This is a genomic window from Kitasatospora sp. NPDC043949, from assembly GCF_056435365.1.
In genome coordinates this window covers 31,622-50,186 of sequence record NZ_JBWKEQ010000024.1, presented here as the reverse complement: position 1 = coordinate 50,186, position 18,565 = coordinate 31,622, and the positions used below count along the sequence as shown (strand labels likewise).

Here is an 18,565-nt window from a genome sequence, read left to right as displayed (position 1 = left end):
CCACGTCGCCCCCCCCCCCCCCCCCCCCCTTCCCCCCCCCCCCCCCCCTCCCCCCCCCCCCCGCCCCCACTGCTGTGCGGGAGCCGGGTTCAGGACGGCAGGCGCAGCGCGGTGCCCGGCTGGATGAGGTCGGGGTCGTCGCCGATGGCGGCGCGGTTGAGCGCGTAGAGGGCCGGCCAGCCGCCGGGCACGCGCAGGGTTTCGGCGATGTCGCCCAGGGTGTCGCCCTCGCGGACCGTCCACCCGCCGGCGCCGGCGCCGTCAGCGGCAGGCGCGGGTGCGGGTGCGGGTGCGGGCGGCGGGGGAAGGGCGGCGTCGCGCTCGCGGTCGTGGCCGCGGGTGGCGCGGGCGCCGCAGGCGGGCCAGGGGGAGAGGCCGCGCCGCCCGGCGAGGTGCTGGGCCACCGCGATCTGCTCCTCGCGGCTGGCGAGGTCGGCGCGCGGTGCGTAGGCGAGGCCGCCGTTGTCGCGCCAGGTGGGGGTGTCGAACTGGAGGCCGCCGAAGTAGCCGTTGCCGCTGTTGACGTGCCAGTTGCCGCTGCTCTCGCAGGCCGCCACGCTCTCCCAGTCGTACCTCCCTCCGTCGTACCCCCGGCCGGGGTCGGTGCCCGGGCCGCGGCCCGGGGGAGCGGCCTGGGCCGCGGGAGCGGTGAGGGCCACGGCGAGCACGCACAGGGCGGCGGGGACGAGGCGGCGAAGACGAACGGTGGGAGGCATCGGCGGCTCTCAGCTTCGGGAACAGGGCGTGCACCGCCCGGAGGCGGCGCACACCCACCGACGCACGCCGGGTGGGGCGCGTCGCCTCCGACACGTCCGGCAGGTCACCCGCTCGGCCGCCCCGGACCACCCCGTCGGCCCGCGGCCATCCGGCCCCGCCCGCCGTCCCGGAACCGTAAGGACCGGTGCCGCCGCGTGGACCCTAGAGTGGCCGGGACGCCTCCCCGAGGAAGGGTACGAACGATGACGATCGATCAGGGAACCGGTGCTCCGCGCGCCGAACTGGGCGTGATCGGCGGCTCAGGGCTCTACGCGCTGCTCGACGACGTGAGCGAACTGCGCGTCGACACGCCGTACGGGCCGCCCAGCGACGCGCTGTTCCTGGGCGAGGTGGCCGGCCGCCGGGTCGCCTTCCTCCCCCGGCACGGGCGCGGCCACGGCCTGCCGCCGCACCGGATCGACTACCGGGCCAACCTGTGGGCGCTGCACTCCCTGGGCGTGCGCCAGGTGCTCGCACCGTGCGCCGTCGGCGGGCTGCGCCCGGAGTACGGGCCCGGCACGCTGCTGGTGCCCGACCAGTTCGTCGACCGCACCTCCGGCCGGGTGCAGACCTACTACGACGGCCTGCCGCTGCCCGGCGGGGCGGTGCCCGAGGTGGTGCACGTCTCGATGGCCGACCCGTACTGCCCGGACGGGCGGCGCGCCGCCCTGGACGCCGCCCGGGACGCGGCCTGGGAGCCGGTGGACGGCGGCACCCTGGTGGTGATCGAGGGCCCGCGCTTCTCCACCCGCGCCGAGTCCCGCTGGTTCACCGCGAACGGCTGGTCGGTGGTCGGCATGACCGGTCACCCGGAGGCCGTCCTCGCCCGCGAACTCGGCCTCTGCTACACCTCGTTGGCGCTGGTCACCGACCTCGACGCGGGCGTGGAGAGCGGCGAGGGCGTCACCCATGCCGAGGTGCTGGAGGTCTTCGCCGGAAACGTCGACCGGCTGCGCACGGTGCTGTTCAAGGCGCTGGAGAGCCTGCCCGCCGTCCGGGACTGCGTCTGCTCGCACGCGCTGGACGGGCTCACGACGGGTCTGCCGGGCGTCTGACCCGCGGGCGACGCCGCCACCACCGGACGAGTGCGAACAGCAGCACCGGCCCGGCGGTGGCGGCCAGCACCAGCAGCCAGTTGCGCAGGTACGGCAGCGGCAGGAGGGAGGAGTTGCCGTGGTTCTCGCCGTCCCGCAGCACCGCCGGCAGCCCGATCGCGCTCACCGCCGCCGCGACGACCAGCCAGCCGCGCAACGCCCAGTCGCGCGCCAGTCGCGCGCCGACCAGGCAGAGCAGCGGCACCCACAGCCCGTCGTGCAGCAGCACCCCGCCCACCGCCCAGACCAGCACGTCGAGCGGGGCGGTGATGTAGGAGTCGGTGAGCAGGCCCGACAGGCCGAAGCCGATCAGGGCGAGGCCGCCGAGCAGCAGTACCGCGCGCAGCCACCGAGGCATCAGATCACCTCCAGGCGCGCGACCCACTTGGTCTGCAGCACCCCCGGCCGGTTGGGCGCGATGATCCGCGCCGGGAATCCGTGGTCCGCCGTCAGCACCTCGCCGTTGATCCGCAGGGCGAGCAGGGTGAGCGGGTCGACGGCGTACTCGGCGGGCATCCGCATCTCGCGGTACGGGCCGTCCGCCTCCAGCGAGGTGATCAGCAGGCCCGAGCCGGCCGGGGCCCCCGCCCGGACCAGCAGATCGGCCACCCGCACCCCGGTCCAGCGCGCCGAGAAGCTCCACCCCTCCACACAGGAGATCGGCAAGTGCACGTCGTACTGGGGGAGTTGGTTCAGCTCGGCGAGGGAGAGCCGGTACGGCTGCGGGCCGTCCACCCGGAGCCGCCAGTCGGCCGGCACGGTGACCGTCCCGGCCTGCGCGGCGGTCCGGTTGACCGGCAGCCCCTGCAGGCCCAGGTCGGGGCGGCGCGGGGCCAGCAGGACCAGCCGGCGCAGGAAGGGGACGGTCTGCCCGGCCGTGGTGAGCGTGACCACACCCACCGCGGCCGTCACGGCGGCGAGGAACGCCCGCCGCTGCGGCAGCCCGGCCGCCGGGCGGCGCCAGTGCCGCGCGATCACCGGGCCCTTGGCCGCGAGGTGGACGAACAGGCCGCCGGTGGCCAGCCAGGCCAGCCAGAAGTGCGTCTGGCGGAACGGGAACGGCCACGGATACCACTGCAGGGTGTCGAACAGCCCGGTGAACAGCTCCAGCAGCATCGCCGCGACCAGCACGAAGATCCCCAGCCGCTCCAGCGCGTGCGCCGCGCCGCGCACCGGCGGCCACGCGAACAACTGCGGGTAGACCGTCCACAGCTTCGCCCCCAGCAACGGGACGGCCGCCAGGCCGCTGATCACGTGCAGCCCCTGGGTCACCCGGTAGCCGTTCACCGGGCGGCTCAACAGATACGGCGTCAGCCAGCCGGGCGGGTCCTGGAGGGCGTGGCTGACCAGCCCGGTCAGGAAGCACACCAGCAGCGCGGAGCCCAGCCAGCGGCCGAGCACCACGGCGGTGCGCGGCTCGTGCAGCGCCGAGCGGAATCGCGGAAGGAGGTTCGGAGTCACCCGTCCATAGAACCGCCGGGCCCCGGTTTCGCGGCGGTACGACGTGCTTACGGAATCCGAACGGCGCCACGCCGCTGCGGTCGCGCGCCGCCGCCCGGTGGCAGGGTGGGCGGGTGCCCACCCGCCTCCCGCTCACCCGCCTCCGGCCCGCCCGCGTGCTGCCCTGCCTGCTCGCGCTGGCCGCCCTGACCGCCGCGCTCGCCCTCACCGTCACCGGCGGCGGCACGCTCGGCCACCGCGCACCGCTGTACGCCTGGTACGCCGTCGACGCCGCCCTGTACGCGCTCGCCCTGCTGGCGCTGCGCCGGGTGGGCGGCCGTCAGATCGTGCCCCTGGTCCTGGCCGGGAGCGTCGCCGTCGCCGCCGTCGGCCTGCTCGCCCCGCCGCGCACCAGCGACGACGCCTACCGCTACGTCTGGGACGGCCGCGTCCAGGCCGCCGGCACCTCCCCGTACGCGCACACCCCGGACGACCCGGCGCTGGCCCGGCTGCGCACCTCCGACCTGTGGCCGGCCGGCGGCGCCTGCGACGGCTGGGACGAGCGGCGCACCGCCGCCGGTGACTGCACCCGCATCAACCGGCCCGCCGTGCACACCATCTACCCGCCGGTCGCGGAGGCCTGGTTCCTCGCCCTGCACCCCTTCGGGGGAGGGGTGCGCGGGATGCAGGCCGCCGGCGCCCTGCTCGCGGTGGCGACCACGGGGGCGCTGCTCGTGATCGGACGGGGCAGCCGGCGGGCCGCGCTGTGGGGGTGGTGCCCCGGCGTGGCGGTGTGGTCGGTCAACGACGCGCACGTGGACACCCTCGGGGCGCTGCTGCTGGTCGTGGGCCTCGGGTACGCGGCCCGGCGGAAGGCGACGCGGGCCGGCGCGCTGCTCGGCGCGGCCGTGGCGGTCAAGCTGATCCCCGCACTGGCCCTGCCGGGCGCACTGGCCCGCCGACGCCCGCGCGAGAGCGCCCTGCTCCTGGGCGCCTCGCTCGGCGCGTTCGCCCTGGCCTACCTGCCCTACCTCGCCGCCTCCGGCACCGGCGTGCTCGGCTACCTGCCCGGTTACCTGAAGGAGGAGGGGTACGAGCAGGGGCACCTCGACCGCTTCGGCCTGCTCGCCCTCCTCCTGCCGGACGCCCTGCTGCCGTGGGCCGCCGGGGCGGTCCTGGCCGCCGTCGCCCTGTGGGTGCTCCGGCGCGGCGACCCCGCCCGCCCCTGGGACGGCGCCCTGTTCGTCACCGGCACGGCCCTGCTCCTCGCCGCGCCCGCCTACCCCTGGTACGGCCTGCTGGTGGTGGCCCTGGTCGGCCTCACCGGCCGCTGGGAGTGGCTCGCCGTCCCCGCCGCCGGGCAGTACCTCTATCTGACGGGCGGGGTCGAGGCCCAACAGGCCGCCTACGGCGCCGCGTTGGCGTGCGTCGCGGTCGGCGCCCGGCGGCGCGGGAGAACGGCCGCCGTCCTCAGCGGGGCTCCAGGCCCTGGAGCATCTCCGGCAGGTCCCGGCTGTGCAGCACCCCGAGGGACTTCGTCGCCCGGGTGAGGGCGACGTAGAGGTCGTTCACGCCGTGGGCGTGCGCCGCGAGGATCTCGGCGGGCTCCACGACCAGGACGGCGTCGAACTCAAGACCCTTGGACTGGGCGGCCGTCAGCAGGACGGCCGGCGAATCCAGCGCCGCCGGACCGTCGTTGACGCAAATTCCTTCCAACCCGGCGATCCCGTCGAGCAGTTCGGCCGGGGCGTCCGGGGCGTGGATGACCGCCAGCCGACCGCCGTCCAGTGCCGCGAGCTCCCGCTCGACGGCGCCGCGCAGCGCCGCCGCCCGGCCGTCCGCGGGGATCCGCAGGCTCCACGGGCGGGTTCCGCCGCTGCGCACCGCGGTGGGGGCGGCGAGCGAGGGGTCGAGCGCCCGCAGGACGCCTTCGGTGACCTGCATGATCTCGGCCGGGGTGCGGTAGTTGATGGTGAGTTCCACCGTGCGCCAGCGCCCCGCCGTGTACGTGTCGAGGGCCTGGCCCCAGGAGCTCAGCCCGGCCGGCGCGCCGGTCTGCGCCAGGTCGCCGACGATCGTCATGGAACGGCCGGGGCAGCGGCGGGCCAGCATCCGCCAGGCCATCGGGGACAGCTCCTGGGCCTCGTCCACGATCACGTGCCCGTAGCCCCAGGTCCGGTCCTCGGCCGCGCGCTCGGCCAGCGGCCGGAGCGACTCCTCGCCGCGGTACTGGCGGGCCAGCATCTTCGCGTCCATCTCGACCAGCCCCACGCCGAAGTCGTCGAGGACGATCTTGGCGAACTCCAGCTCCGCCGCCTCGGCGGCGGCCTCGGCCCGGCGGGCGACGGCGGCGCCCGGCAGCGGGCCGAGCAGTTCGGCGGCCTCGTCGAGCAGCGGTACGTCGTCGGTGGTCCAGGTGGTCCGGGTGGTCGCAGCGGTCGAGGCGGCCTCGGCGGCGGACTCCCGTTCCGGGCCGGGCAGTTCGCGCAGCAGCGCGGCGCGTTCGGCCTCGGTGAAGTCCGGCATCGCGCTCGCCAGCAGCTCCGGGGAGCCGAACAGGCTCGTGAGCACCTGCTCCGGGTTCAGCAGCGGCCACAGCTTCTGGGCCACGGCCTGGAACTCGGGCTCGTCGACGAGCGCGTCGGCGAGGTTCGCCACGGCGTCCAGGTCCATCTCCCCGCCCTGGTCCCGGGCGATCCGCAGGGCCAGCTCCGAGGAGAGCCGCTCCACCAGGTCGGCCCGGGCCGCGTTGTGCGGCCTGCCGCTCCGGTGCGCGGCGGCGTGGGCCCGCTCGCAGAGCGCCCGGCCGATCCGGAGCTGAAGGTTGTAGGGCGAGGTCCGGCCCACGGTGATGGTCCACGACTCCTCGGGCAGCTGCCGCAGGCCCTCCAGCGCGGCGGCGAGGACCTGTGCCATCCGGGCGTCGCCCTTGACGGCGGCCGCCTCGGGCGTCTCGGTGCCGGTCCCCGTCACCCCCGGGTAGAGCGTGCCGATGCTGCTCAGCACGACCTCGCTCTCGCCGAGCGCGGGAAGCACCTCGTCGATGTAGCGCAGGAACGTCGTGTTCGGCCCGATGACCAGCACACCGTGCTTGGCCAGCCGGTCGCGGTGGGTGTAGAGCAGGTACGCGGCGCGGTGCAGGGCGACGACGGTCTTGCCGGTGCCCGGGCCGCCCTGCACGACCAGGACGCCGCCGAGCGCGTCGCGGATGACGCGGTCCTGCTCGGCCTGGATGGTGGAGACGATGTCGCCCATCCGCCCCGTCCGGGCCGCCGTCAGCGAGGCGAGCAGGGCGCCCTCCCCGCTGAGCTCGGCGTTGTCGCGGCCCGCGTGGGCGCCCACGCCGAAGGCGTCGTCGTCGAAGTCGACGACGGTCCGGCCCTTGGTCCGCAGGTGCCGTCGCGCCACCACACCGCCCGGTGCGGCGGGCGTCGCCCGGTAGAACGGCTCCGCTGCCGCCGCCCGCCAGTCGGTGAGCAGCGGCTCGTGGTCGTCGTCCGACAGGGCGATCCGGCCGATGTACTGCCGCTCGCCGTCGGCGTCGTCGATCCGGCCGAAGCACAGCCCGTACTCGGCGGCGTGCAGCGCAGCCAGCCGGCGGGTGTGGTGGATCTCCATGGTGTCGCGCTCCAGGAGGGCCTGGATCGTCCCGCCCTTGTCCTGGAGGTGGACCTCGCGCAGTCGGCCGGCCGCGAGCGCGCGCTGGGCTTCGAGCCGCTCGTACAGCCTGCCGACGTACGCGTTCTCCGCCCGCAGTTCGCCGGACCGCCAGTCGTCGGCGGGTGAATTCGGTTCGGGCGAGGAGGATTCGGGCGAGCGGGATTCGGGCGAGGAGGATGAGGAGGACGAGATGGGGGACAAACCTGGCTCCAGGTGTTCTGAGCTTTTCGATTCCGCGGGCGGTCGGCCGAGGAATCGGGGGTGGCGGCGGGTGGAATTATCCGGCACGCCTCAGCGGCCGGCCGCGTCGAGTAGCAGTTGTGCGGCCAGCGCCGCGCCGTCGGTGCGGATCATGGTGGCCACGGCGGTCGCCCACACCCGGGTCTCGGGGGCGAGGGCCGTCCTGAGCGCGGCCGACAGGGACTCGGTGGTCGGGGTCGGCCCGTCGAGTGCCACGCCGATGCCCAGCCGGGCCACCCGGCCGGCCCAGTACGGCTGGTCCGCGGTCTGCGGGACGACGACCTGGGGCGCGCCGGCCCGGGTGGCCGTCGTCGTGGTGCCCGCCCCGCCGTGGTGCACGACGGCGGCCACCCGGCCGAACAGCGCCTGCTGGTTGACCTCGCCGACGACGAAGCAGTCGCCCCGGTCGTCGATCGGGGCCAGACCGGCCCAGCCGCGGGCCACGACCGCGCGGCGGCCCTGCGCGCGGACCGCCTCGACGGCCACCTGGGCGGCGTCCTGGGAGGCGAGCATCGGCATGCTGCCGAAGCCCACGTACACCGGCGGTGCGCCGGCGGCCAGGAAGGCCTCCAACCCGGCCGGCAGCGGGCGCCGGTCCGGCAGGATCCACGCGCCGGTCTGCACGACGTCCAGGTCGGCGGGCTCCTGCCACGGGTCCAGGACCGGGTCGGTCGCCAGCCACGGCCGGTCGCCGATGACGTAGTCGCGGACGTCGTCCACCGGCGGCAGGCCGATCGACGCCCGGTTGGTGTTGAGCGCCGCGCCGAACAGCGCGTTGATGCTCTCGGCGTCCAGGCCCCACAGCACCCGGTTGTCGGTCACCTCCGGCGGGAACGGCCGGCCCGGGTACGCCAGCGGCGGGCGGCCCGGCGAGGGCAGGGTGAGCTGCTGGAAGGTCACCGACACGGAGCGGATGCCCAGCTTCTCGGCCACCGACAGCGCGCCCGCCGCAGCCGGCAGCATGCCGGTGGCCACCAGCACGTCGCAGCCCTCGGCCGCCGCCGTGACCGCCTCCAGCTGCCCGGCGATCACCGCGGCCGCGCGCTCCGGCAGGGACGACGGCGGCGGCGCCGCCACCGTCAGCGCCCGCGCCGACGGGCCGACCGGCACCAGCGGCACGTCGATGTGGTCCAACCGCTGCGCGAAGTCCTCGTCCGGCGGCGCACACACCCGCACCTGCGCGCCGGACTCCCGCAGCCGCGCCGCGAGCCCCACCAGCGGTTCGACATCCCCGCGGGACCCGTACGTCGACAACAGCACACGCATTTTCGCGACCCCAAATTTCCGCGGATTCCGGTTCAGGTCGACGATTGTGCGGCACGACCAGGGCCTTGCCGCAAGGCCCCCCGTACGCTATAAGTTGGAAGTGGCCGGGAGTGGTTTTTCCTCCTGTGCCTTTTTTCTCGTCCGCTGCGGGCGGACTTCCTTTCTGCTGGTGAGACGCTGTGTGCGGCGCGTGTCGCATGTGCTGCGTGTGCGGAGTGTTCGGCGCGCGATGCGGTCTTCGCCCGGAATGACGACGCGACGACGTCGGCGGGGCCCGACCGGAGTTCCGGTCGGGCCCCGCCGGGTGTGGGTCAGGCCTTGATGGTGAGCCAGGCGCCGAGGCCGTTGCAGCCGCGGGCGTCGTAGCTGGTGCTGCGGTAGCCGGCCGGGATCGGCGAGTAGGGGCAGGTCCAGATGCCGTTGCGGACCAGTTCGTGGAACCAGGCGCCGACGCCGCTGCACCCCTGGGGGTTGTAGTTGGTCAGGACGTAGCCGGAGACGATCGGCGAGCCGGAGCAGGTCCACAGGCGGTTCTGGGCGGGTGCCTGGAACCAGGCGCCGTGGTTGTTGCAGCCGCTGGAGTTGAACATGGTGATGACGTAGCCGTCCGGGACGGGCGTTCCGGGGCAGGTCCAGCCGCCCACCGAGGCGGTTGCCGCGGGGGCGGCCGGGGCGGCGGCGGTGGCGGTTCCGGCCGCCGTGCCGGTGAGGGCGGCGGCGAGGAGGGCGACGACGGCCGCCGCTCTTCCCGCGTGGGTCCACAGTCGACGGAGGATTCTGGTCACGGCGCACCGGTCCGATCGGTAGCCCCGGCGGTCGCGGCCGGCCGGGGAGGGGGGAACAGCGGGGATGCGTGGCACCGTAGTGGCGTGGCCGGAGCCGGGGGAATACGGGGTTCGAAAGATCGTCGAACTTGACTGGAAAACGATCTCCCGCCGCTCGGACGCTCGGCGTCGCTCGGTCGCTCGCCCGCTCGCCCGCTCGCCCGCTCGCCCGCTCGCCCGCTCGCCCGCTCGCCCGCTCGGCCGTGGAGCCTGCGGGCGAAGATGACGAAAGGCTGACGGACCGGTGCCGGGCCTCGCGCCGGCCGGGCTCGGGCTGGTGCAATCGGGGGCGTGGACAGAACAGGCGAAGAGGGCCGGGGCGCCCCGGTGGGGCGGCGGGTGGTGCTCGGACTGCTCGGGCTCGGGGCCGTCGGGGTGGCGGCGGGGCCGTACCTGCAACGGGCCGAGTCGGGGTTGGTCGAACGGGACCCGAGCGGGCTGAGCGGGCTGCTGCCGGGCAACAACGGATTCCGGTACTACTCGGTGGTGTCGTCCGTCCCGGAGCGGAGCGTGGCGGACTACACGCTCAGCGTCGACGGGATGGTCGAGCGGCCCGCGACGTTCCGCCTGCCGGACCTGCGGGCGATGCCGCAGCGGCGGCTCGTGCGGGACGTGCAGTGCGTGACCGGGTGGCGGGTGCCGGACACCCCGTTCGAGGGGGTGCCGCTCGCGCACCTGCTGGACGCCGCGGGCGTGCGGCCGGGGGCCGGGGCCGTCCGGTTCAGCTGCTTCGACGGCGCGTACACCGAGAGCCTGACGCTGGCGCAGGCCCGACGGGACGACGTACTGGTCGCGCTGCGGATGCAGGACGGCCCGATCTCCCACACCCACGGCGGCCCGGTGCGGCTGTACGTCGCGCCGATGTACTTCTACAAGTCCGCCAAGTGGCTCTCCGGGATCACCGTGACCGGCTCGGTGGAGCCGGGCTACTGGGAGCGCGACGGGTACGACGTCGACGCCTGGGTCGGCCGGTCGAACGGACGTGACGATGCGCCCACCGGCTGAACTCCTGCTGCGCTTCACCCGGGCCGAGCGCTGGGTGCACCGGACGACCGCCGCGCTGACCGGCGTCTGCCTGGCCACGGCGGCCTGCCTCTACCTCGCCCCGCTCGCCGAACTGGTCGGCAACCGGCGGCTGGTGGTGACGGTGCACGTGTGGTGCGGCCTCGCGCTGCCCGTGCCGCTGCTGCTCGGGCTCGCCTCGCGGGCGCTGCGCGCGGACGCCGCCCGGCTGAGCCGCTTCACCCCGGCGGACTGGGACTGGCTGCGCGCCGTCCGGCGCCGCGCCCCGCACCGGCCGGCGGGCAAGTTCAACGCCGGGCAGAAGCTCTACGCGCAGTGGACGCTCGGCTCGATGCTGGTGATCGTCGGCACCGGGCTGCTGATGTGGCTGCCCCGCCTCGCCCCGCCCTCCTGGCGGACCGGGGCGACCTTCGTCCACGACTGGCTGGCCGCCGCCATCGCCGTGGTGGTGGTCGGACACGTCCGGATGGCCTGGCGGGATCCGCAGGCGCGGCTCGGGATGCGGACCGGGCTGGTGGAGCGCCGGTGGGCCGAGCGCGAGCACCCGCAGTGGCGGCCGGTGGGCCGGGAGTAGGCGGCCGGTCGGACGTCTTGTCGTGGCCCGGGGCGTGTGGCAGGCTCGGCCGGGACGCCTCGAAGGGTGCCGCCGGGGCACCCCTGACCGTGGGGCCAAGAGGCGGTTGGGCGACAGCCGCACGCGTGGTGCACGACCGGCATCCTGCAAGGCTCCTTGGACCCCGGCGCCAATCTTCTCCTCGCCGCCCTGTCGATCGCGGGCGGCCCTTCCGGCTTCGTAGGTAGCCGACGTCCAGGTTAGGCATGCCTTGCTTTCGCTCTGACCAGCCCTCTAAGGTAACTCCTCAGAGGACCTGAGAACCCGAGGACTTGAGAGTGACCGTGACAGAACTCCATGAACTGACCCTGGCCGAGGCCCGGCCGGCCGCCGCCGAGGACACCCCGCAGCCGGTGCTCGACCGGGACACCGCACACCGGGACGCCGCGCACCGGGGCCTCGCGTTCCGGGTCGAGGGAGGAACCACGTGAAGCGCGGCCAGCTGGCCTTCCTGACCGGCACCCACGTCGTCAACGACCTCTACCAGGGCGCCGTCCCGGCACTGCTGCCCTTCCTGATGTCCGAGCGGCACTACAGCTACACCGCCGTCTCGGGGATCGCGCTGGCCGCCACCGGCCTGTCCAGCGTGGTCCAGCCGCTCTTCGGCCTGCTCGTCGACCGCCGCCACCGCGGCTGGCTCGTCCCGGCCGGCTTCCTGACCGCCGCCGGGGGCCTCGGCTGCGCCGGACTCGCCGACAGCTACCTGCTCACCTGGCTCTGCGTGGCCCTCGCCGGGATCGGCGTCGCCGCCTACCACCCGCCCGCCACCTACCAGGCCAGAGCGGCGGGCGGCCAGTCCCAGCAGGCGATGAGCCTGTTCTCCGTCGGCGGCACACTCGGTGCCTCGCTGGCGCCGGCCCTGGTGACGCTCGTGGTCGGCTCGCTCGGCCTGGCCGGCAGCTGGCTGCTCGCCGTCCCCGCAGTGGTGATGGGCGCACTGTGGGCGGCCCAGGGCCCGTGGCTGCGCCGCCGGGGCCACACCCCCGCGCCGCCGCTGGTGACGGGCGGCGCGGCCGGGAGCGGACAGCGCGACGACTGGCGGGCCTTCGGCCGGCTGGTGGTCGCCACGGTCTGCTGGTCGGTGCCCTACGTCACGGTGACCTCGATGCTCGCCCTGCACCTCCAGCGCGACCTGCACACCTCGACGGGCGCGGGGGCGGTGGCCCTCACCTCCCTCACCCTGGCCGGTGCGGCGGGCACCCTGCTCGGCGGGCGGCTGGGCGACCGGTACGGGCGGCTCCTCCCGATCCGGCTGGGCTACCTGTTGGCCGCCCCCGCCCTGGCCGGCGTGGCCTTCGCCCCCACCTTCGCGGTGGCCGAACTCGCCGCCGTCGCGTTCGGGTTGGCGATGTTTCTGCCGTTCGCCGCCCAGGTGACGTTGGCCCAGGACTACCTGCCCAACCGGCCCGGCACCGCCAGCGGACTGACCCTGGGCCTGGCGATGTCGGTGGGCGGGCTGGCCGCCCCGCTGCTCGGCCGGATCGCCGACGCGTACGGGCTGCGCATCGTACTGGGATCGGTGCTCGGGGTGCTGCTGGTCGCCCTGGTCTGCGGACTGCGGCTGCGTGACCGGGTGCTGCCGACGGATGAGTCCGCCCCGCCGCCGGGCCTGGAGCAGGAGCCGGAGTCGAAGCCGGCGTCGGTGGGCGCGGCGGCGGAACGGGCAGGTGGGCGGGCCCGCTGAGGGGCTGCGGGGCCCGTCCTGATGGCAGCGGGACCGGGATGCCGTCGTTGCCGAGGACCCGCCGACACGTCAGGAGGGTGGGGTCGCGTCCGTCAAGGGCAACGGCCTTGTGCGCCTCAGCGCTTGTGCAGGGCGAGGAAGCGGCGGCCGTGCGAGGTCCAGCGCTCCGCCTCGACCAGTCCGGCGGCGGCGTGGGCCCGCCGTAGGGCGGCGGCCGTGCCGAGCCGGGCCCAGGGGAAGGCCGGCCCGAGCCGGCCGTCCGGGCCCTCGACCTGGACGGTGACCTGCTCGTCCAACTCCACGGGCTCCACCTCGACCAGCAGCAGACCGTCCGGCGCGATGAGTTCGGCGCCCCGGTGGAGCAGGGCGTCCGGGTCGCCGCCGATGCCGAGGTTGCCGTCGGCGAGGAGCGCGGCGCCCCAGCGGCCCTCGGCGGGAAGCCGGTCGAAGACCGAGCGGCAGAGCGCCGGGCCGCCCAGTCCGACCGTGCGGGCGACGGCCGCCCTGGTCACGTCGACGCCGAGGGCCGGGACACCGAGCGCGAGCAGCGCGGCGACCAGCCGCCCGGGCCCGCAGCCGAGGTCGAGGACGGGCGCGGCCCGGCGGGCGCAGCGCCGGAGCAGGCTGTGGTCGGCGCCGGCCGCCGGGGCGCACCAGCGTTCGATGTCCAGCCGGAGGCGGTGGCCGTCCTCCCGGCGCAGCCAGAGCGGGCCGCGCCCGGTGCGGACGGCTTCGGCGAACGGGTCGTCCACCCAGGCGGTGGCGGTCGTCAACTCGCCACCTCCGGCTTCGGGTCGACCGTTCCCAGCTGGGCGGCGAAACGGCTGTCCGGGGCCTCGGCGGCGACGCGGCGGGCGTCCTCGGCGGTGTCCACGTCGGTGAGCAGCGGAAGATGATGAATCGTCAAGTCCGCTTCGGTGAGGCGTTCCAGGAGTGTCGCGCCGGTCCTCGGGGTGGACATCGGCACTCCGTGCAGCAGGCGCGCGGCCAGTTCGGCGGTCGGCCGGGCCAGGCCCAGTGCCCAGAAGCCGCCGTCGGCCGCCGGGCCGTACCAGGCGTCCGTGCCCGCCCGCCGTGCGGCCGACAGCGGCTCGGCCAGCGCGGCGGCGCTCAGCTGCGGGGTGTCCATCCCGACCAGCAGCGCCGGGGCGTGCGGGGCCACCCGGGCCGCGTGTGCGAAGGCGGCGGCCAGCCGTTCGTCCAGCCCGCCGCCGGTCTGCGCGACGACCTCCCAGCCGGGCGGCAGCCAGTCGCCCGGCTGGCCGTCCAGGACGAGCACGCGCCGCCCGGCCGGCATCGTGCCCAGGGTGTGCAGGGTGTCGGCGAGGGCGGCCGAGGCCAGGGCGGCGGCCTGTTCGGGGGTGCACGGCGGGGTGAGCCGGGTCTTCACCCGGCCGGGGGCGGGCGACTTGGCGATCACCAGCAGGGTCGGCGGGGGCGCGGCCAGCACGGCCCGCATGTCGCGGATGGCTTGGCGGGTGCCGCGCAGGGTGCCGGTGACCTTGGAGCGGCCCGCGCGCGGCAGGTAGTCGACGGGGGTCTCGGTGATCCGCAGCCCGGCGGCCGAGGCGGCGAGCACCATCTCCAGCGGGTAGCCGGACCGGCGGTCGCCGAGCCCCAGGGCCAGCAGTTGTTCCCGGCGGGCGGCCCGCATCGGGCCGAGGTCGTGCAGCGGCGCGCCGGTGCGGGCGCGCAGCCGTCGGGCCAGGACGGTGTTGGCCAGGCGGGCGTGCAGCGGCCACGCCCCGGCCGTGGCCGGGCGGCGGCGGCCCAGCACCAGGTCGGCGGAGCCGGCCAGCACCGGACCGGCGACCAGGGGGAGCTGGGCGGGATCGAGGGAGCCGTCGCAGTCCAGGAAGCAGACCAGGTCGGCGGTGGCGGCGCGCAGCCCGGCGTGGCAGGCGGCGCCGAACCCGCGCCGGGGCTCCTCGACCACCGTCGCGCCGAGCGAGCGGGCGAGGTCGGCGGAGCCGTCCCGGGAGCCGTTGTCGACGACGACGGCCCGCCAGCCGTCCGGGATCCGCCCCAGAACCCAGGGCAGCGCGGCGGCCTCGTCGAGGCAGGGCAGCACGACGTCGACGGGGGAGACGGGGGAGGTGGGTGAGGTCACCCGGCCACGCTAAGTGCGGGACGGCGGGGTGCGGCGGCGGCGCAGCCTTACGGAAGTCGGACGCCCCGGCGGCTGACCCGTCCGGCGGATCGGCCCGGGCCGCATCGGGCTGGGCTGGGCCGGGCCGCATCGGGCTGGGCTGGGCTGGGTCGCATCGGGTTGGGCTGGTCCGGGTCGGGCGAGGGTGCGGGCGGCGGATCTTACGGAACGCGAACGCGGGCCCGCTTCCGCCCGCGCCCGCCGCCGAGGCCTCCTATCCTCGGCGAGGTGAACGACACCTCGCACATCCTGGTGATCGACGACGACCCGACCGTGGCCGAGGTCGTCGCCGGCTACCTCACCCGCGCCGGGCACCATGTGGACCGGGCCGCCGACGGTGCGCTGGGCCTGGACCTCGCCGAGCGCACCCGCCCCGACCTGCTGGTGCTGGACCTCATGCTGCCCGGCCTCGACGGGCTGGAGGTGCTGCGCCGGCTGCGGGCCTCCGCCGGGGGCGCCGCGCTGCCGGTGGTGCTGCTCACCGCCAAGGGCGACGAGGCGGACCGCATCCTCGGCCTGGAGCTGGGCGCGGACGACTACGTCACCAAGCCGTTCAGCCCGCGCGAACTGGTGCTGCGGGTGCAGTCGGTGCTGCGCCGCGCCCGGGCGGGGGGCGGGGCCGCCGACGGGACGGGCGGCGGGCCGGGCGACGGGCCGGGCGACGGGGTGCTGCGCTCGGGGGACGTCACGCTCGACCCGAAGGCCCGCCGCGCCCACCGGGGTGCGCGTGAACTCGCCCTCACCCTCCGGGAGTTCGACCTGCTGGCGTTCCTGCTCCGGCACCCCGGCACGGTGTTCTCCCGGCAGAGCCTGATGCGGCGGGTGTGGGGCTGGGACTTCGGCGACCTCTCCACCGTCACCGTCCACGTCCGGCGGCTGCGCGAGAAGATCGAGGACGACCCGGCCGCGCCCGCCCTGATCAGCACCGTCTGGGGCGTCGGCTACCGCTACGACCCGGCGCCCCACGGCCCGGCTCCCCATGACCCGGCTCACGACATGCCGCACCACCCGCAGGGCGGTGCGGCGTGAAGGACCTGCTGCTGATCGCCCTGTTCGCCGCCCTCGGCGCGGGCGGGGCCGGCCTGCTCGGCTGGGCGGCGATCCGGCTGCTGCGCCGCCGCTCCGTCGCCCTGTCCCTGTTCTGCGTGGCGGTGGTGACCGTCCTCGCGGTGACGTCCGGGACGTTCGCCGTGGCGCAGGCGATGTTCCTGTCCACCCACGACCTCGGCGTGGTCATCACGGTGCTCGGCATGGCCGCCGTCGTCTCGCTGCTCACCGCCGCGCTGCTCGGCCGTCAGGTGGTGGCCGGTAGCCGGGCGCTGACCGAGGCCGTCCGGACGGTCGGCAGTGACGCCGGGTTCACCGCGCCCGCGCACCCGCTCGGCGCGGAACTCGCCGCGCTGAGCGAGGAGTTGGCTGCCACCAGCGCCCGGCTGGCGGAGTCCCGGGCGCGCGAGCAGGCCCTGGAACACTCCCGCCGGGAGCTGGTCGCGTGGATCTCGCACGACCTGCGCACCCCGCTGGCCGGCCTGCGGGCGATGGCCGAGGCGCTGGAGGACGGCGTCGCCGAGGACCCCGACCGCTACCTGGTGCGGATCGGCACCGAGGTCGAACGGCTCACCGGCATGGTGGACGACCTGTTCGAGCTCTCCCGGATCCAGGCGGGCGCGCTCGCCCTCTCGCTCACCCGGGTCTCGGTGTACGACCTGGTGGACGACGCGCTCGCCGGGGCGTACCCGCTGGCCCGGCGGCGCGGCGTCCGGCTGGAGGGGCGGCAGGTGGCCGACGAGCCGGCGGCGGCCGAGCCGGTCGAGGTGGACAGCGGGGAGATCACCCGGGTGCTCGGCAACCTGCTGGTCAACGCGATCCGCTCGACCCCCGCGGACGGCGTGGTGGCCGTCGCCGCCCGGCGGGAGGCCGACGAGGTGGTGCTGTCGGTGACCGACGGCTGCGGCGGCATCCCGGAACAGGACCTGCCCCGGGTGTTCGAGACGGGCTGGCGCGGCGGCTCCGCCCGCACGCCCCGCCGCGACGACGGCCGGGCCGCCGGCGAGCCCGGCGAGAGCGGTGCCGGGCTCGGGCTCGCCATCGTGCGCGGCATCGTCGAGGCGCACGCCGGGCGCGCGGAGGTGCGCAACGTCGCCGGGGGCTGCTGCTTCGAGATCGCCCTGCCCGCGCCGCGCGCCCGGCGGGAATGACGAGGCAGGTCCCGGGGTCCGCCCTTCGGACGCGCGGCGCGCTCGGCCTACTTGGCCCGCTCGGCCTACTCGGCCACGGCCTCGCGCAGCCGCTTCTTGTCCGGCTTGCCGACCGACGTCAGCGGGATCTCGTCCACGAGGTGCAGGGCCTCCGGCGCGTAGATCCGCCCCTTGCGGGCCGTGACGAACGCCTGGACGTCCGCCAACTCGGGCTGCTGCCCCGGAGCGGGAACGACGGCGACGTGGACGTGCTCCGCCTCCTGCGCGTCGCGCACGCCGAAGACCGCGCAGCGGGCGATCGCCGGGTGGGTGAGGAGGAGGTCCTCCACCTCGGACGGGTAGACGTGCCCGCCGACCACGATAATCAGGTCCTTGACCCGGTCGGCCAGGTAGAGGCAGCCGTCCGCGTCGAAGTAGCCGACGTCGCCGGTGTTCAGCCAGCCGTCGCGCAGCACCTCGGCGGTCAGGTCGGGCCGCTTCCAGTACCCGGCCATGAGTCCGGCCGATCGGACGTGGACCTCGCCCTGCTCCCCCGTGGGCAGCTCGGTGCCGTCGGCGGACCGGATCACCACCTCGACGCCCGGGAGAGGGCGGCCGACCGAGACCTGGCCGCCCTGCGCGATCCGGTCGTGCCCCTCTGGGGTGAGGAAGGAGATCAGCTGCGCCTCGGACATCCCGTAGACGCCCACCAGGACCGGCCCGAACACCTTGAGCGCCTCGCGGATCCGGGTCGGCGAGGCGGCGCAGCCCCCGTACGTGATCTGCCGCAGGCTGGACAGGTCGGTGCGGCCGATCGCCGGGTGGTCGAGCAGCTGGTAGAGCAGCGGCGGCAGCACCCAGAGGCTGGTGATGCGCTCGCGCTCGACGGCGGCCAGTACCTCGCCGGGGTCGAAGGTGCGCTGGAGGACCACCGTGCCGCCGTGGTGGAGCGTCAGGTCGGAGAAGATCCCGGCGAGGTGGGCGAGCGAGGTGGCGGCGAGGAAGCGGGGCGCCTCGCCGGCCGTGCCGGCGGAGCCGAACGAGGTGTCGAAGACGCCGCGGTAGGGGCCGTGCAGGCTGAGGATGCCCTTCGGGACCCCGGTGGTGCCGCCGGTGTGGCGGATGCCGAGGTCGTCGTCCGGGCCGATCCGGACGGCGGGCGGCTCGGCGGGGCGGTTGGCGGAGGCGGCGATCACGTCCTCGCCGATCGCATCCGGTCCGGGGCCGAGGCGGAGGACCGTCGGCACGGCGATCAGGGGCAGCAACTCGGCGGCCTCCGCGTACCGTTCGGCGTCCACGAGGAGGACGGCGGTGTCGACGCTCGCCGCGATCTCGGCCAGGACGGGGGTGCTCATGCCGTCGTACAGGGTGACCACCCGCGCACCTGCGAGGCCCGCGGCGTAGCGGGCGCCGAGCGCCTCGGCGGTGTTGCCGGTGAGCAGGGTGACGGTGTCCCCGCGGGTGACGCCCCGGGCGATGAGCTCGTGGGCGAGGCGGTAGGTGGCGGTGGCGAAGTCGCCGGCGGTGATCTCGACGCCGTCGGCGGTGACGATGGCCCGCCGCTCCGGATCGGCGGAGAGGGACCGGAGGATCAGGGCGGGTGCGCTGACGAATTCCTGGTCGTTCATGGCCACTTCTT

Annotated in this window: 17 protein-coding genes and 1 pseudogene; 8 read left to right on the top strand and 10 right to left on the bottom strand. The window is 75.6% G+C overall.

What is annotated here, in order from left to right; all coding sequences use genetic code 11:
* Positions 1 to 89: 89 nt before the first annotated feature.
* Entirely contained in the window at positions 90 to 716 is a 627-nt protein-coding gene (locus tag AC07AL_RS20855; RefSeq protein ID WP_400987866.1) for a transglycosylase family protein, read from the bottom strand.
* A gap of 243 nt (positions 717 to 959) precedes the next feature.
* Between AC07AL_RS20855 and AC07AL_RS20850 the strand changes: the two genes are divergently transcribed.
* Entirely contained in the window at positions 960 to 1,811 is an 852-nt protein-coding gene (locus AC07AL_RS20850) for an S-methyl-5'-thioadenosine phosphorylase (protein WP_363579887.1), read from the top strand.
* On the opposite strand, the gene AC07AL_RS20845 is transcribed toward AC07AL_RS20850, so the two are convergent.
* Both AC07AL_RS20845 and AC07AL_RS20840 read right to left on the bottom strand, forming a co-directional pair.
* Complete coding sequence (locus tag AC07AL_RS20845) at positions 1,786 to 2,208, bottom strand: hypothetical protein (protein ID WP_363579888.1); 423 nt, start codon at positions 2,206 to 2,208, stop codon at positions 1,786 to 1,788. The two genes, AC07AL_RS20850 and AC07AL_RS20845, sit on opposite strands and share 26 nt — an antisense overlap.
* Positions 2,208 to 3,311 (bottom strand): molybdopterin-dependent oxidoreductase, encoded by a 1,104-nt coding sequence (locus AC07AL_RS20840; RefSeq protein ID WP_400843268.1) that lies wholly within the window; start codon positions 3,309 to 3,311, stop codon positions 2,208 to 2,210. Before AC07AL_RS20840 ends, AC07AL_RS20845 begins: the two co-directional genes overlap by 1 nt.
* Positions 3,312 to 3,424: 113 nt before the next feature.
* On the opposite strand from AC07AL_RS20840, the gene AC07AL_RS20835 reads away from it, so the two are divergent.
* Entirely contained in the window at positions 3,425 to 4,840 is a 1,416-nt protein-coding gene (locus AC07AL_RS20835) for a glycosyltransferase 87 family protein (protein ID WP_363632691.1), read from the top strand.
* Here the strand turns inward: AC07AL_RS20835 and AC07AL_RS20830 are convergent.
* The 3 genes from AC07AL_RS20830 to AC07AL_RS20820 all read right to left on the bottom strand — a co-directional run bounded on the left by AC07AL_RS20830 (position 4,761) and on the right by AC07AL_RS20820 (position 9,241).
* Positions 4,761 to 7,151 (bottom strand): HelD family protein, encoded by a 2,391-nt coding sequence (locus tag AC07AL_RS20830; protein WP_478317922.1) that lies wholly within the window; start codon positions 7,149 to 7,151, stop codon positions 4,761 to 4,763. The genes AC07AL_RS20835 and AC07AL_RS20830 overlap by 80 nt on opposite strands.
* Before the next feature lie 90 nt (positions 7,152 to 7,241).
* Positions 7,242 to 8,456, bottom strand: coding sequence for a glycosyltransferase (locus AC07AL_RS20825; protein WP_478317921.1), 1,215 nt, complete (start codon positions 8,454 to 8,456; stop codon positions 7,242 to 7,244).
* Between the two features lie 311 nt (positions 8,457 to 8,767).
* Positions 8,768 to 9,241: a hypothetical protein gene (locus tag AC07AL_RS20820; RefSeq protein WP_363579893.1), complete on the bottom strand. Its 474-nt coding sequence runs from the start codon at positions 9,239 to 9,241 to the stop codon at positions 8,768 to 8,770.
* 321 nt (positions 9,242 to 9,562) lie between these two features.
* Between AC07AL_RS20820 and AC07AL_RS20815 the strand changes: the two genes are divergently transcribed.
* The 4 genes from AC07AL_RS20815 (at position 9,563) to AC07AL_RS20800 (ending at position 12,600) form a co-directional block, all read left to right on the top strand.
* Positions 9,563 to 10,285 carry a molybdopterin-dependent oxidoreductase gene (locus AC07AL_RS20815; protein ID WP_478317938.1) on the top strand — a complete coding sequence of 241 codons (723 nt, stop codon included), beginning with the start codon at positions 9,563 to 9,565 and terminating at the stop codon, positions 10,283 to 10,285.
* Complete coding sequence (locus AC07AL_RS20810; RefSeq protein ID WP_363579895.1) at positions 10,269 to 10,877, top strand: cytochrome b/b6 domain-containing protein; 609 nt, start codon at positions 10,269 to 10,271, stop codon at positions 10,875 to 10,877. Before AC07AL_RS20815 ends, AC07AL_RS20810 begins: the two co-directional genes overlap by 17 nt.
* Positions 10,878 to 11,200: 323 nt before the next feature.
* The gene (locus AC07AL_RS20805) at positions 11,201 to 11,347 is read left to right on the top strand and encodes a hypothetical protein (protein WP_478317920.1); all 147 of its coding nucleotides are present in this window, start codon (positions 11,201 to 11,203) and stop codon (positions 11,345 to 11,347) included.
* The gene (locus tag AC07AL_RS20800; RefSeq protein WP_478317919.1) at positions 11,344 to 12,600 is read left to right on the top strand and encodes an MFS transporter; all 1,257 of its coding nucleotides are present in this window, start codon (positions 11,344 to 11,346) and stop codon (positions 12,598 to 12,600) included. The genes AC07AL_RS20805 and AC07AL_RS20800 overlap by 4 nt, the downstream gene beginning before the upstream one ends.
* Positions 12,601 to 12,716: 116 nt before the next feature.
* Here the strand turns inward: AC07AL_RS20800 and AC07AL_RS20795 are convergent, their stop codons facing one another.
* From AC07AL_RS20795 to AC07AL_RS20785, 3 genes and pseudogenes are all read right to left on the bottom strand, one after another.
* Positions 12,717 to 13,373: a class I SAM-dependent methyltransferase gene (locus tag AC07AL_RS20795; RefSeq protein ID WP_363579898.1), complete on the bottom strand. Its 657-nt coding sequence runs from the start codon at positions 13,371 to 13,373 to the stop codon at positions 12,717 to 12,719.
* Positions 13,370 to 13,897, bottom strand: a complete 528-nt coding sequence (locus AC07AL_RS20790) for a TIGR04282 family arsenosugar biosynthesis glycosyltransferase (RefSeq protein ID WP_400803819.1) — start codon at positions 13,895 to 13,897, stop codon at positions 13,370 to 13,372. The genes AC07AL_RS20795 and AC07AL_RS20790 overlap by 4 nt, the downstream gene beginning before the upstream one ends.
* A 99-nt stretch (positions 13,898 to 13,996) precedes the next feature.
* Positions 13,997 to 14,710, bottom strand: a pseudogene (locus AC07AL_RS20785) (glycosyltransferase family 2 protein); the annotation flags it as partial.
* 285 nt (positions 14,711 to 14,995) lie between these two features.
* On the opposite strand from AC07AL_RS20785, the gene AC07AL_RS20780 reads away from it, so the two are divergent.
* Entirely contained in the window at positions 14,996 to 15,778 is a 783-nt protein-coding gene (locus tag AC07AL_RS20780; RefSeq protein WP_400989663.1) for a response regulator transcription factor, read from the top strand.
* Entirely contained in the window at positions 15,775 to 16,947 is a 1,173-nt protein-coding gene (locus AC07AL_RS20775; RefSeq protein ID WP_363618462.1) for a sensor histidine kinase, read from the top strand. The genes AC07AL_RS20780 and AC07AL_RS20775 overlap by 4 nt, the downstream gene beginning before the upstream one ends.
* 65 nt (positions 16,948 to 17,012) lie before the next feature.
* On the opposite strand, the gene AC07AL_RS20770 is transcribed toward AC07AL_RS20775, so the two are convergent.
* A complete protein-coding gene (locus AC07AL_RS20770) occupies positions 17,013 to 18,554 on the bottom strand; it encodes an AMP-binding protein (protein ID WP_363632699.1) in 1,542 nt (513 codons plus the stop codon).
* Positions 18,555 to 18,565: the final 11 nt, after the last annotated feature.